The sequence below is a fragment of the Aeromonas sp. DSM 116730 genome, assembly GCF_046581335.1.
GTDB lineage: Bacteria > Pseudomonadota > Gammaproteobacteria > Enterobacterales > Aeromonadaceae > Aeromonas > Aeromonas rivipollensis.
In genome coordinates this window covers 3,276,260-3,290,253 of record NZ_CP144265.1, presented here as the reverse complement: position 1 = coordinate 3,290,253, position 13,994 = coordinate 3,276,260, and the positions used below count along the sequence as shown (strand labels likewise).

At 61.7% G+C, this 13,994-nt stretch carries 10 protein-coding genes and 1 pseudogene; 5 read left to right on the top strand and 6 right to left on the bottom strand.

Annotated features, from left to right (window positions below; translation table 11 throughout):
- Positions 1-39 precede the first annotated feature (39 nt).
- Complete coding sequence (locus Aeroheme_RS14955; protein ID WP_411166121.1) at positions 40-1,305, bottom strand: RidA family protein; 1,266 nt, start codon at positions 1,303-1,305, stop codon at positions 40-42.
- A gap of 504 nt (positions 1,306-1,809) precedes the next feature.
- Between Aeroheme_RS14955 and Aeroheme_RS14950 the strand changes: the two genes are divergently transcribed.
- From Aeroheme_RS14950 to Aeroheme_RS14935, 4 genes are all read left to right on the top strand, one after another.
- Positions 1,810-2,010: a hypothetical protein gene (locus tag Aeroheme_RS14950; protein WP_411166120.1), complete on the top strand. Its 201-nt coding sequence runs from the start codon at positions 1,810-1,812 to the stop codon at positions 2,008-2,010.
- Positions 2,011-2,095: 85 nt separating this feature from the next.
- The gene (locus Aeroheme_RS14945; protein WP_411166119.1) at positions 2,096-2,575 is read left to right on the top strand and encodes a GNAT family N-acetyltransferase; all 480 of its coding nucleotides are present in this window, start codon (positions 2,096-2,098) and stop codon (positions 2,573-2,575) included.
- Positions 2,576-2,629: 54 nt separating this feature from the next.
- On the top strand, positions 2,630-3,061 hold the full coding sequence (locus Aeroheme_RS14940) for a nuclear transport factor 2 family protein (RefSeq protein WP_411166118.1): 432 nt from the start codon (positions 2,630-2,632) through the stop codon (positions 3,059-3,061).
- A 537-nt stretch (positions 3,062-3,598) separates the two neighbouring features.
- Complete coding sequence (locus Aeroheme_RS14935) at positions 3,599-5,629, top strand: alkyl/aryl-sulfatase (protein ID WP_411166117.1); 2,031 nt, start codon at positions 3,599-3,601, stop codon at positions 5,627-5,629.
- Positions 5,630-6,018: 389 nt separating this feature from the next.
- On the opposite strand, the gene Aeroheme_RS14930 is transcribed toward Aeroheme_RS14935, so the two are convergent.
- Both Aeroheme_RS14930 and Aeroheme_RS14925 read right to left on the bottom strand, forming a co-directional pair.
- The gene (locus Aeroheme_RS14930) at positions 6,019-7,128 is read right to left on the bottom strand and encodes an anhydro-N-acetylmuramic acid kinase (RefSeq protein ID WP_411166116.1); all 1,110 of its coding nucleotides are present in this window, start codon (positions 7,126-7,128) and stop codon (positions 6,019-6,021) included.
- Between the two features lie 45 nt (positions 7,129-7,173).
- The gene (locus Aeroheme_RS14925; protein WP_025326208.1) at positions 7,174-8,493 is read right to left on the bottom strand and encodes a peptidoglycan DD-metalloendopeptidase family protein; all 1,320 of its coding nucleotides are present in this window, start codon (positions 8,491-8,493) and stop codon (positions 7,174-7,176) included.
- 114 nt (positions 8,494-8,607) lie between these two features.
- On the opposite strand from Aeroheme_RS14925, the gene tyrS reads away from it, so the two are divergent.
- A complete protein-coding gene (gene tyrS / locus Aeroheme_RS14920) occupies positions 8,608-9,807 on the top strand; it encodes a tyrosine--tRNA ligase (protein ID WP_163136109.1) in 1,200 nt (399 codons plus the stop codon).
- Between the two features lie 74 nt (positions 9,808-9,881).
- Here tyrS and ygjK read toward each other — a convergent pair whose 3' ends face one another.
- The 3 genes and pseudogenes from ygjK to Aeroheme_RS14905 form a co-directional block, all read right to left on the bottom strand.
- Positions 9,882-12,362, bottom strand: a complete 2,481-nt coding sequence (gene ygjK, locus Aeroheme_RS14915; RefSeq protein ID WP_411166115.1) for an alpha-glucosidase — start codon at positions 12,360-12,362, stop codon at positions 9,882-9,884.
- Positions 12,363-12,546: 184 nt separating this feature from the next.
- Positions 12,547-13,350, bottom strand: a complete 804-nt coding sequence (locus Aeroheme_RS14910) for a helix-turn-helix transcriptional regulator (RefSeq protein WP_411166114.1) — start codon at positions 13,348-13,350, stop codon at positions 12,547-12,549.
- An 11-nt stretch (positions 13,351-13,361) separates the two neighbouring features.
- Positions 13,362-13,898: pseudogene (locus Aeroheme_RS14905) on the bottom strand (YbhB/YbcL family Raf kinase inhibitor-like protein).
- Between the last annotated feature and the right edge of the window lie 96 nt (positions 13,899-13,994).

The following is a 13,994-nucleotide window of genomic DNA, read 5'->3' as shown; positions in this document are numbered from 1 at the left end:
AATGTGTAAACCTATTTCAGGACTAGACAAAGGCAAATCTTACACCTGCGGCGGGGTGCTTTCCGCATTGGACATCACCGCATCCATCTGGATCAGGGCGCCGGCGGGCAACTCGCTCACGCCGATAACGGTGCGGGCGGGCAGATAGCTCGGGAAGTATTTGGTGTAGATGGCGTTTACTGCGTCCAGATCCTCGATGTTCTTCACCTGGATATTGACCTTGACGATATCGTCCATCACATGGCCGATGCTCTCCACTATGGTCTTGATATGGCCGAGGCACTGGGCGGTCTGCTCACGGATACAGCCGGTCAGCACCTTGCCGGTGGCCATGTCGATCGGCAGCTGGCCGGCGATATGGTTGTAGTGGGAGAAGGCGACGCTCTGGCTATGGAGCGGGCTGCGTGGTGCCTGGTCGGTGTTGCGGGCACGGATCACCAGGTTGTGTCTGTCTTCCACCAGCTGGGGCGGGGTGCCGTCACCGTGGGAGATGACCGCATCCATCTGCACCCGGGCACCGAGCGGCAGGGCAGTTGCGCTGACAACGGAGCGAGCGGGCAGATAAGCCACGGCGCGGGCGATGGCGGAGTCCGGGAAGAAGGTGCGGTAGACCTCGTCGACGGCGCCCTGATCCGCGAGGCTGGTCAGGTAGACGGTCACCTTGACGATGTCGTCAAAGGGCACATCTATGCTCTCCAGCACGTTTTTGATATTGCGCAGGCATTGGGCCGCCTGCTCCTGGATGCCACCGGCAACCAGTTCGCCGGTGGCGGCATCCACCGGCAACTGGGCGCCGATGTTGTTGTAGTGGGAGAAGGCGACGCTATGGGTCGAGAGGGGATCGGCCGGTGCCCGGCAGCTGTTTCGGGCGAGCTTGATAAGGGGGCAGGGGGCTTGCGGGAAGGTGCCTTCCCCGTTGGAGAGCAGGGCGTCCATCTGAATGGCGGCGCCGAGCGGCAGACCGGCCACCGCCAGCACGGTACGGGTTGGCAGGTTGCGGGGGAAGAATTCGCGATAAACGCTGTTGACCGCCTCCAGATCCCCCATGTTCTTGAGGAAGAGGGTCACTTTCACCATGTCGTCCATGACGTGGCCGATGCTCTCGACTATGGCCTGGATATTGGTCAGGCACTGTCTGGCCTGCGCCTGGATATCGCCACTCACCAGCTTGCCTGTCCTGGGATCGACCGGCAGTTGGGCGGCAATATTGTTGTAATGGGAGAAGGCCACGCTCTGGGTGTAGGGGCCCAGATCCTGGGGGGCATGGGGGGTATTTCTTGCAGCCTTGATGATGGTGCCACTCATAGGATATTCCTCTTCTTGCTAGTCGTTGTTATCGCAGGGTATGGCCACCCCATTCGATCGCGCTCCTCCATACCCGACAAGGCAGATCATCCGGTATGGCAATCGATGGCCCGTTGCCGCATATAGAAGGGCGTCGGGTCCTCGATGATCATTGTCAATCCGCGCCCGAGAGGGAGTGGATAAAGGAGGCTGGAACAGGGTGAAATATCTCAGACAGGGGGATTCTATGAGTGGCCAAGGGGGGAGGGCAAACCGGGATCTCGTTTTTATGCGTTGGCTCAACGCACTGAAATATAGTCCCGTTGCGATTCAATTCATAGAATAAATGCCCTGCTGATGGTGCAATCAGCCCCATTTTTCGGAGGATCAGCCTGAGACGAGGGCTCACTCCCGCCAGATAGGGAGCCGGGCTGTGAACCATAGGTTAATCAGCGGTAACGCCGTGCAGTTAATTCAATTGTTCATGCATGGATATGTATTTTATGCACGGATGATGGGGCTGTTATGGCGATTGAAAATATGCTAGCCATGTTCGGCAAGAATATGAATAGCGATATGGCTGGCATATCATGCAATATATTTGCATGGGCAAGTCATGCAGGCCATGAAATAGCGCCATGGCGCTATTTCTGGGGTGATTTTTTATCTGGCCTCATAGATCCCGAAGCATGCCATGGCCGCACCGCCACTGCGCCTCTGGGCTGAGCCGGCAGATCCTGGGGCGAGACGCCCTGATTTGCGATCGGCATCTGGCTGGCGACGGGCGGCGATGAAGCAAAGGAAGATGAAGATGGAGTACGGAAATATAGCTGCGGCTGAGATCCCCCTCGCCTTGTTGCTGGAGGCGGATCCCTCAGAGAAGCGGATAAGGTCATACCTCCCAGGGGCCTGGTGTTTTGCCGCCCGGGCCCAGGGCATCCTGGTCGGGGTCTGCGTCGTCAAGGCCCTGAGCCCGGGGACGGCCGAAATTTTCAATGTCGCCGTGAGGCCGGATCACCAGCGCCAGGGCATAGGCTCCGGTCTGCTGCGCCATGGGCTGGCCGAGCTTGCGGCCCGCGGCATCAGGCGGGTGGAGCTGGGTACGGGCACCTTTGGTTATCCGCTCACCTGTTATCAGCGCCTCGGTTTTAGGGTGGATGCCGTGGTGAAGGATCACTTCCTGCACCACTACCCCGACCCCATTTTCGAGAGCGGCATCCAGCACAAGGACATGCTGCGACTCTCTCTCACCCTTGAGGCTGGCGCTCGGGAGTGGGAGAGTGAGCGCTGACCACAGGGCGAGCCGCCCGACGCTAACCACGCCCGCCAGGGCAGGATGGAATCAATGAGAGTTGAAGCAGAGCAGCTGGAAGCCAAGGATGTTGCAGCGCAGCAGACAGGACAGATAGGACAGATAGGACAGATAGAGCAGATAGTGCAGACGCAGCTGGATGCCTATAACAGCAAGGATGTGGCGGCCTGGCTGGCCACCTATGCCGATGATGCTGCCCAGTACAGCCTGGAGGGGGAGATCATCGCCCGGGACAAGGCGCAGATGGCGGCGAACATGGTCTCGCGCTTCGCAGAGCCGGATCTGCATGCGACCCTGCTCTCTCGCCACAGTTACGATAATGTGGTCATCGACCATGAGCGCGTCTCCCGCAACTTCCCGGAGGGGCCGGGCACCATAGAGATGCTCTGCATCTATCTCATAGAGCAGGGCCTGATCGCCAGAGCCAGCTTCAAGCTGTTCAACAAGCGGCTCACCCCCCGCTGACCGGCCTTTGCCACCCCAATGCACAAATGCCGCCCAGGGGCGGCATTGCTTTGCGTGCGCTCGCCTGCCTGGGACATGCCCCGCACACTTTCTGGTCATAAATTACTCGCTGCGCCAGTTTGCGGCGCGCCTGGCGCCAAAGCCCATGAGCCCGGCCAGTCAGGGGCCGTCACGGGGTCATAAGCCTGGGTGACAAGGGCTTGTGAGCCCCTGGCATGGGTCAGGCTGGTCCCCGGGCGGGATAGACCCGGGTCAATACCGGTCTGACTGTCACTTCCTCATCCATTAAGGCTCCGAAAAGAACCCAAATTTGTTGCCATAGGTAAGGCTTTCTTTACTGAAACATTGGCAAGGTTATCAAAAGGTTGCTTTTTATCGGCGGGTGAAAGGAATAGGGTGTGTAGCCATTTGGTGCTTTCTTGTGGCGCCAAGAGAGGAGCCACTGACTCCTCTTTGCGGGGTTAGCCTCCTGTGCTGGTGCGCACGTTGGTAGCCGTGATCCGGATTGATCTTTCTTGAGTGACAAGGAGTTTGCAGATGCAGCAGAAACAATACGTGGCACCAAGGTTGGTGTTTATGAGTACCCTGGTACTGGGGCTTGCCGGTCAGGTGCAGGCGCAAGACGCATACGTGTTCAGCGCCGAGCAGAAAGAGGCCACTAACTTTACCAAGGATGCCAATCAGGCGGTCTACAAGGCGCTGGATTTCGAAAACAAGGTCGCCTTTGAAGATTCCCGCAAGGGTCTGATAGCCCCCCTCATCAACAAGGGCGACATCGGCGGCGGCGTCTTCAGCGCCACCGGCCTGAACTTCATGCAGGACAAGACGGCGCCGGCATCGGTCAACCCCAGTCTGTGGCGCCACGCACAGCTTGCCAACTACGGCGGCCTGTTCAAGGTCACCGATCATATCTACCAGATCCGCGGTCAGGATCTCTCCAACCTCACCATCATCGAGACCAAAACCGGCGTGGTGTTCTTCGATGTGGAGTACTCCCCCAAGGCATTGGCAAAATCCATCGAGCTGTATGAGCAGCACAGGGGCAAGCGACCGCTCAAGGGCGTGATCATCAGCCACAGCCATGCCGACCACTTCGGCGGTTTCGAGGGGATCTATGCGGCGGGCCTGGCCAAGCCGGAAGATGTGAAGAGCGGCAACCTGCCCGTGATTGCCCCCGAAGGATTTGTCGAGGAGGCCATCTCCGAGAACGTCTCTGCCGGCAACATCATGGCGCGCCGTGCCGGCTATCAGTACGGCAACGTGCTCAAGCCCGATGCCAAGGGCATCATCACAGGCGCCCTCGGCCCTGCGCTGGCCAATGACGCCTCCGGTCTGCCCATCCCCAACCAGGTCATCACCAAGGATGGCCAGAAGGTCACTATCGATGGGGTGGAGTTCGTGTTCTATCTGGCGCCGCATTCTGAAGCGCCTGCCGAAATGATCATGTATATCCCAGAGTGGAAGGCGCTCTCCATGGCGGAAGACGTCAACCATCTGCAGCACAACATCTATACCCTGCGCGGCGCACAGACTCGTGATGCTAGCGTGTGGGCCAAGTACATCGGCGAGGCGGTGGCCCGCTGGGGCGGCGAGGTGGAGGTCAACTTCGGACCCCATACCTGGCCTGTGTGGGGCAACAACAATGTGGTGGACTACCTGAAGAACCAGCGCGACGTGTACCAGTCGCTCTACGACACCACCCTGCGCTATGCCAACTACGGCTATCGTCCCGACGACATCGCCGAGAATGCCCAGCTGCCTGCCTCTGTGTTCAACAAGTGGGATAACCGTCCTTACTATGGCAACACGCGCAACAACCTGAAATCCACCTATGTCCGCAATCTGGGCTGGTATAGCGGCAACCCGGTCGAGCTGGCCAAGTACCCGGATGCCGAACGTGGCAAGCGTTACGTGGAAGCCCTGGGTGGGGAAGCCAAGGTGCTGAGCACCGCACTGGCCAGCTTCCAGAAGGGGGATTACCGTTTTGCGGCCGATCTGCTCAACAACATAGTGGCCTATAACGGCAGCAACAAAGAGGTCAACCTGTTGCTGGCGGATACCCTGGAGCAGCTGGGTTATCAGGAAGAGAACGCCCTGTACCGCAACTGGTATCTGGCTGGGGCCGTTGAGCTTCGCCAGGGTGGCAACGTCAAGAACAACCTCAATACCAGCTCACCCGAGGTGATTGCCGCTCTGCCCCCTGAGCACTTCATGAACTTCCTGGGCATCATGGTGGATCAGATCAAGGCGGAAAAAGCCGGCAATGCGGTCATCAACCTGAAACTCAAGGAAGGTGGCGATTTTGCCATCGATCTGCATAACGGCGTGTTCAACCGCGTGGCCAATGTCCAGCACAAGCAGGCAGAAGCCACCCTTGAAATCAGCAAGCGTGATTTCCTGGCCTTCGCGGCGGGTCAAAGCAAGCTCGATGAGCTGGTCAGTGGCGGCAAGGCGAAGATCGACGGAGACAAGGCCTCAGTTGAGAAACTCAATGGCATCTTCGCGCTGGATGTGAAGAACAACATGAACCTTGTTCTGCCACTTCAGCCTGAGAACCGCGTGAAGTAACAGCCGCAATACGGCGCCGCTGCCGCCAACGGCATCGAGTGCCTGCTTGCCCAGCCCCGGATGGTTTTACCATCCGGGGCTTTTTATCTGCTGTGCCAAGGGCTGGGTGGCCTGCGGCCTCTCACTGGGCTGTGCTGGGCCAGGGGGCGGCTAAGTTCAGGCGGGGTAGAGGGCACCCAGTACGGTCGGTCGGCTGGCGCCGGTGCCCGAGTGGGGGCTGGTTGCCCTGCTTGATGGACGGGCTCGGGATGAAAGTCGGTTACTCGACTCTCTAAGGCTGGAGAGAGGGCACCCAGTACGGCCGGTCGGCTGGCGCCGGTGTCAGAATGGGCGGCAGGTTGCCCGGCTTGATGGACGGGCTCGGGATGAAAGTTGGTTACTCGACTCCCTCAGGCGGGGTAGAGGGCGCCGAGCACGGCGGGTCGGCTGGCGCCGGTCACCGCAGGCAGGTTGCCGGGCTGGCGCGTCATAAAGCGCTGTGCCAGCCAGGCAAAGGCGGCTCCTTCCACCCAGTCCGGGGCTAGCCCCAGTGCCGCTGTGCTTTCAAGGCGCCAGCTGGGCAGCAGGGCGGCGAGCTCCGCCAGCAGGGGGCCGTTGTGGGCGCCGCCGCCGCAGACGAACAGCTCTGGCCTGGTTTGTGTCTCATCCACCGCAGGCAGCTGGCGGGCTATGCTGTGGCAGCTCAGCGCCTGCAGGGTGCGCTGCACATCCACGGGGGCGTATGCCGTGCCTGTCAGCTCGCCGTCGAGCCACTCCAGGGTGAACATCTCCCGCCCCGTGCTCTTGGGATAGGGGGCGGCGAAGTAGGGGTGAGCCAGCAGTTTTTCGAGCAGCGCGGGCACAAGCTGGCCGCTGGCCGCCCATTGGCCACCGGCGTCGTAGCTGCCGCCCTGGGGGTGATGGCGGCGATACCAGCCATCGAGCAGGGTGTTGGCGGGGCCGGTATCGAAGCCATAGACGCCGTCGGCGTGGCCCGGCAGCACAGAGATATTGGCGATGCCGCCGAGGTTCAGCACCACCCGAAGGGCATGGGGTTTGGCAAATATCGCCTGATGGAAGGCGGGCACCAGGGGCGCTCCCTGACCGCCGAGGGCCATGTCCAGGGTGCGAAAGTCGGCAATTACATCGATACCCGTGAGGGCAGCCAGCAGGGCCGCATTGCCTATCTGCAGGGTAAAACCGAGCTGGGGGCGGTGGCGCACTGTCTGGCCGTGGGAGCCGATGGCGCGGATATCCTTGGGTTCAAGCCCTGCCTTGGCCAGCAGTGCCAGGGTGGCGGCGGCAAATTCCTGCGCCACTCGATTGTCGGCCACCCCCATGCGGTCTATCTCGTTCTCCCCCGGGGTGCAGAGGGCGTGGAGCTCGCGCGCCGCTGCCTCTGGCCAGGGGTGGCAGAGGGCATCCTCTACCCGAAGGGTTTCACCATCCATAGTGACCAGCACGGCATCGATCCCATCCATGCTGGTACCCGACATCAATCCGATATAGCGCTCGCTCATGGCCTCTCCTTGTTCTCTGTTCATTACCGCCAAGTGGGGCGAGCCTTAGCTGCCGTTGCTGTCCCGCTTGTTCTGGGCCAGTTGCAGATCCGTGCTGTCGAGCTTGGCCAGTTGCGGCCTGGCCTCGGCCTTGAAGCTGGCCAGCGCCCGCCCGGTGAGGGTCTCGGCCTGGGGCAGGGTGAGGGTGCGCGGGTTCTTGTGCACGCCGCCCACCACGAATTCATAGTGCAGATGCGGGCCTGTGACGCGGCCCGTGCCGCCGAGCAGGCCTATGGTCTGCCCCTGTTTCACTCGCTGGCCCTTGTTCACTGTGCGCTTGGAGAGGTGCAGGTACTTGGTCACATAGTTGCCGGCGTGCTTGATGAAGACATAGTTGCCGTTGAACTGGTTGTAACCGGCGGCCACCACGCTGCCTGAGCCCGCCGCCATGATGGGGGTGCCGACGGGGGCCACGTAGTCGATGCCGTTGTGGGGGCGCACCTTGCCGGTGACAGGGTGCAGGCGGCGCGGATTGAAGTTGGAGCTGATGTATTTGAAGTTGACCGGGGCGCGCAGGAAGCTCTTGCGCATCGCCTTGCCTTCCGGGGTGTAGTAGTTGCCATCCTGGTTCAGCACGGCGCGATAGATGGCCCCCTGGTTGATGAACTCGGCGGCCAGGATATCGCCGGAGGCTACCCGCTCGTCATCCTGATACTTGTCCTGATAGACCACCCGAAAGCTGTCCCCCGGCTGCAGGTCCTGGGCAAAATCGATGTCCCAGCCGAAGATGGCGGCCAAGTCCATGATCTGATCCTCCGTCATGCCCGCCTCGCTGGCGGCGCCCCAGAAGCTGGATCGGATCTCCCCCTTCGCCACCTGCTCGCGGGTGTCGAGCTCGAGGCGCACCGGTCTGGCCACGAAGCTGTCGTCCTTGCGGCTCACCTTGAGCGCCTGCTCCAGGCTGTGGGGGTAATAGAGGCTGTGCAGCTCGCCCTGTTCGGTGAGCTTGAAGGTGAGCTCCTGTCCCGGCTGCAGCATGCGCAGGGGATCGCTGCCGTCGAGCTGATCGATGAGGTGCAGATCCGTGGTATTGAGCCCGATGCGCTGGAAGATGACCCCCATGTTGTCGCCCCGGCGCACCTTCACCTGCTTGGTGATGTAGCGCGGCTTGGGCGGGGTGAGGGGCTGCGCGTCCTCGAGTTCATCGGTCGCGGCGGCCGCGTCGGCGGGCTGGTGCAGGGCAAGTTCGTTGCCGTTGTCATCGACCCGGGTGGCGACGGCCTGTTCGCTTGGCCAGGCTGCCAGCATCATCACCAGAATGCTCAGAATAAGCACCATCTTGCGGTGCCAGGTAGGAAGAGAGTTGAAGGCGTGCCAAATGACCATGAGAAGCTGACGAAGTTGAACCCAGAAGAAGGTCGGAGTTTACCGCCTTTCCAATTGGCCTGCCATTCCAGTAATATGTCTGGCCCTGTGGAATCGTGATTGGAGAGTCAAAAAATGTCCCAGCTCGAGGTGGCGCTAGCCGAGATCAAGCGCGGAGCGGAAGAAATTCTGGTTGAAGAAGAACTTGTCGCCAAGTTGAAGGAAGGGCGCCCGCTGCGCATCAAGCTGGGGATGGACCCGACGGCTCCGGACATTCACCTGGGTCACACAGTGATCCTCAACAAGCTGAAGACCTTCCAGGATCTGGGCCACGAGATCATCCTGCTGATCGGCGACTTCACCGCCATGGTGGGGGATCCCTCCGGCAAGAACAGCACCCGTCCGCCGCTCTCCGAAGAGGCCATCAAGCACAACGCCCTCACCTATGCGGAGCAGGCGTTCAAGATCCTGGACCCCGCCAAGACCCGCATCGAGTACAACTCCAGCTGGCTGGGTGAGCTGGGCGCGACCGGCATGATCAAGCTGGCGGCCAAGCAGACAGTGGCCCGCATGATGGAGCGCGACGACTTCAAGAAGCGCTATAGCGGCGGCCAGTCCATCGCCATTCACGAATTCCTCTATCCGCTGCTGCAAGGCTATGACTCGGTCGCGCTCAAGGCGGACGTCGAGCTCGGCGGTACCGATCAGAAGTTCAACCTGCTGATGGGCCGCGAGCTGCAAAAAGATGCCGGCATGGCCGCCCAGTGCGTGCTGATGATGCCACTGCTGGTGGGCCTGGACGGCGTCAAGAAGATGTCCAAGTCCGCCGCCAACTACATAGGCGTGCACGATGCCCCAGGGGAGATGTTCGGCAAGATCATGTCCATCACCGACACCCTGATGTGGAACTACTACGAGCTGCTATCCTCCCGCCCGCTGGCGGACATCGAAGGCTTCAAGGCCGGCATCGAAGCCGGTACCCTGAACCCGCGCGACGTGAAGATCTGGCTGGCGAAAGAGATCATCACCCGCTACCACGATGAAGCGGCGGCCGAAGCGGCCCACGAAGACTTCACCCAGCGCTTCTCCAAGAACGCCATCCCGGACGAGATGCCGGAAGTCGAACTGGCCCTGGAAGGGGACGGCCTGGCCATCGCCAACCTGCTGAAAGACGCCGGTCTGGTGGACACCACCTCCGAAGCGCTGCGGATGATCAAGCAGGGCGCGGTCAAGGTGGATGGCGACAAGCTGGACGATGGCAAGGCGCTGATCGCTGCCGGCACCGCCGTCTATCAGGTCGGCAAGCGCAAGTTTGCCCGGGTGACCGTCAAGTAAGCGCGACGCCCTGATAGAAAGAAGGCCTCCATCTGGAGGCCTTTTTGTTGCGTCATTTACCGGGTCAGCGGGGATTACTCCTCTTTTTTCAGGAAGTTGCGATAGAGCATATAGAGGTGGGCCGAGCTCCAGCTGAAGTTGCTGGCCCCCTGCATGGCGCCGGTTTCCGGGTTGTAGTTCTCGCGGATGGGGCCAGTGCCCGCCAGCCCCTCGGCATTGGCAAACAGCTTGTTGACCAGCATCTGGGCATCGTCGCGATAGCCGTAGTTCTCCAGCCCCTTCACCCCGAAGTAGAACTGATCCAGCCAGACCCGGCCACGCCAGTAGATGTTGGGGTCATAGGCCGGGTTGGTCAGTGCCGCCGTGCCGAGCGGCACCTTGGTGTTGAACTCCTGGCTGCTCAGCATCACCTCGCGCACCCGCGCCGCCTTCTCCTTGTCGGCCACCTCGGCCCAGAGCGGGCTCCAGCCTTCTGGGCCCCGGCCACGGGCGGTCAGCAACTTGCCGACGCAGCCGTTGGTGTCCGCCACATCGCCCTGGGCAATCTGGCGATCGTAATAGAAGCCGGAGGCCTCATCGAACAGGCAGCTGTTGATGTAGCCGGCGAGCTGGCTTGCCCCCTCGCGGTAGCGGCTTGCCTCGTCCGGCTTGCCGAGCAGATCTGCCATGTCCGCCAGGATGCGCTTCTCTTTCGCGAGGAAGGCGTTGAGCTCCACCGACTCCTGGTCGATGGAGAAGCCGATCAGCTCACCGCTCCCCTCGTGGTTCTCGAAGAAGGCGACGTTCCAGTCCTGACGGGCTTTGTCGATGTCGCCGCCATAGGCCTTGTCGGCGTAACGCTTGAGCTGATCCTGCTCGATGAAGCCGAAGCGGGCGGCGTTGTCCATGCCGGACTCCCAGCCGGCGCCGTGCTGGGCACCTATGTCCATCTCGTCGTAACCGCCTGTGCTCAGCACCTGCTGATAGAGCGGCATGCCGGCGCAGCCGTACCAGCCATCCCCCTCGTCGGTGCAGCGCGCGAGATCCAGCACGGCGGGCACGCCGTTCCCATATCGCACCTTGAAGGTGATGTTGCCGAACTCGTCGTTGTGCTCGACGTGGCGGGTGGCACCGTACTCTATGATGCCGTTGCGGTTGTTGTCCCGCGCCCTGTACCACCAGTCGTGATAGGCCTGGATCTTCGGATACATCTCGGCGATGAAGGCCTTGTCCTGGGTGGCACTGTAGATCTCCCAGATGGCCCAGGCGGAGAGGGGCGGCTTGGTGTCCCGCTCGTTCCAGTTGCCGCCATCGCCGCCGCGATCGGCGAGCTTGTTGTAGAAGACGGCGTCGATCACCATGCCGGCGTCTTGCGGGCGCACCGGATCATCGGGCTGGACCTGGTAGTCATACATGGCGCGCACATTGTTCTTGGCGACGTCGGGGTTGAAGTGAGCCATGGCATAGGCGTGCTTCCAGCTATCCCAGGCCCAGACGCCGTCGAACCAGCGGGCCGTGTTGGAGGGGGTCACGCCGTCGTGCTTTATGGCGCCTGCCGGCGAGCGCCAGTTGCCGTTGAGGGTCTCCATCGCCTTGACCGCGATGCGGCGCTCCGATTCGGGGATCCCCTGGTTGGAGAGGCCGCGCTCGAGGTAGCCCTCCCAGCGGCGGATGGAGGCATCGAAGGCGTCTGCCGGGTTGGCCAGCAGGGCCTGGCGGCTCTGCTGGAAGCGGCTCGCCTCATCAGAAGAGTGGACATAGCTCTGCAGGGTGTAGATATCCTGCTGACCCTTGGCGGCCAGGGTGAGGCTGGCCTCGCTCACATAGCCGAGCCCCTTCTCGTCCAGGGTGGTGCGGCTGGGCAGGGTGCGGTCGATGCGATAGCTGGCGCTGCCGCTTTGCATGATGTTCCAGGTGCTGCGCAGTTCGCCGAACTGGAATTCGATCCCCTGCTCGCTCTGGCGGAGGGTGCGGGTCCAGTCGGGATACTGCTCGGCGACCGTCTTCTTGGCATCCCACTGCTGGAGCAGCTCACCCTGCCAGTTGAGGGTCAGGGTGAGGGGCGCATCCTGATTGTTCACCAGACGGGTGCGGACAAGGGCGGTGCGGGCATCGCCGTAGCGCAGCTCCAGCTCCAGGGTGAAGGGCTCGAACTCGAAGCGCTGCACCAGGGCGCCGGGGATGGCGTAGATCTCATGCTTGCTGGCGCTGGTGAGGGGGTACTGGCGGCCGCTCTCATCGCTCAGGGTCAGCTTGTCCAATTCCCTTGCGAAGAAGAGGCTGTACTCTTCGGCGATCACCATGGGACCGGTGAAGCCTCCCCACTCGCTGTCGCTTTTGGGCAGCAGGAAACCGTGCCAGGCCCCGAGATCGAGCAGGGGGTTGTATTTGAGGTTGGAGTAGCTGTCAAAGTCACGGAACTGGAGCGGGGTACCGGTGCGATCGATCACGTTCCTGTACTGGTTCGCCAGGGTGGCGTCGGGCTGGGTCGGTGTGGTTGAGTCATTGCCGTTGCAGGCGGCCAGACCAAACAGGGCGACACCCAGGGTGACGGAAAGTAAATTTTTACGAAACATATCTCGCTCCAATGACGATCTTGTAGGTTAAGGAAGGTGATTTTTTTGTGTTTATTTTAGTAAAAACGTTTTCAAAGCCATTCTAGGGGAAAGAAAGCGGAAAGGTTGGCGCTACGTCACAGTACGGGCGGGGAGAGGTGTGATCGGGATCACCGGGTTACATGAGGTTACACAGGAGTTATTTTTAGTAACTATTTACTTGGCGTTGCGGGGCCGTTGAGGGGCAGGTGCGCAGATATTGGTGGGGGGTCAGACCGAACTCCTGCTTGAAGCGGGCGGCGAAGCGGCTGGGGGAGTCGTAACCGCAGGCGAGGGCCGCATCCAGCGGGCTCAGTCCCTGTTGCAGCAGGGTGAGGGCGTGGCTCATGCGCACCTGGGCCAGCAGCTGGCGAAAGCTGCGCCCCTCGGCGGCCAGCTTGCGCACCAAGGAGGCGCGGCTCATGGAAAAGTGGGGGGCCAGAGTCTCCAGCCGGTGATCGGCGCCGGGCTCCACGCCCAGGTAGCGAGCCAGCCGCTCCCCGATCGTCATTGTGCTGGCGGGAAACAGCAGGTCGAGGGCATGGGCGGCGTGCAGCTCGGCATAGAAAGCGTGCAGCAGCTGGATCTGGGTCGCCTCGCTCAGCGTGCGGCCGGCCATGGAGCAGACCAGCTCGAAGCAGAACGCCAGCGCCGGGCTTATCTCAAGGCGCGGCTCCCTCTGTGGGGTGGTCGGGGCGCAGGTCAACCACTCGGCGGGGGGCGGGGCCAGCAGGGTCAGGGCATGGGAGCTGAACTTGCCCTGCTCGGGCTGGTTGACGAAGGTGAGCTGGTGGCCCGCCGGGATCAGCAGCCAGCTCCCCTTGTCAAAGGACAGGCGCCTCTCCTGCCACCACAGCTGTTTGTGGCCCTGCTGCACCCAGATGAGGGTCGGCGCATAGATGAGCACCCTGTGCAGGGGCTGCTGGCGGATCCCGAAATAGTGATTCAGTTGCAGCAGGGGAGTGCTCATCCGGCGGGCTCCTAGGGGGTGACGAAGGTGGCGGTCAGGGTGGCTTTGCCCAGCGCCATGGCATTGAGCATGTAGCCTACCATGGCGGGCGGGGTATCTGCCTTCACCTCGAGATCCTGAGGCAGGGCCCAGGCGGTGAACTGGTAACGGTGCATGCCGTGCCCGGCCGGGGGGCAGGGTCCGCCGTAACCCTGGCTGCCGAAATCGGTTCTCAGCTCCAGCCCCTGCTTGAGCTTGCCGGAGACATTGCTGGCCAGCTCGCTCTGGTTGGCGGGCAGGTTCACCACCAGCCAGTGTCACCAGCCGCTGCCGCTGGGGGCATCGGGATCATAAGCGGTGATGGCGACGCTCTTGGTACCGGCCGGCAGATCCTGCCAGCTCAGCTGGGGGGAGCGGTTCTCCCCCTTGCAGCCGAAGCCGTTGAAGCTCAATGCCTTGTCCATCAGCTGGCCTTCCTGGATGTCCGTGCTCTTCAAGGTCATGGCGGCGGCGGGCAGGGCCGCCAGGCACAGCAGGGAGAGCAGGGCAGAACTCAGGGGTAATTTCATTGTGGTGCTCCTTTATGGATGAGGGGATCCCCATGGGGAGATCCTGATGACGGGATCAGTCTAGCGGCGGGGGATGAGCCAGATTCAACCTTGCTG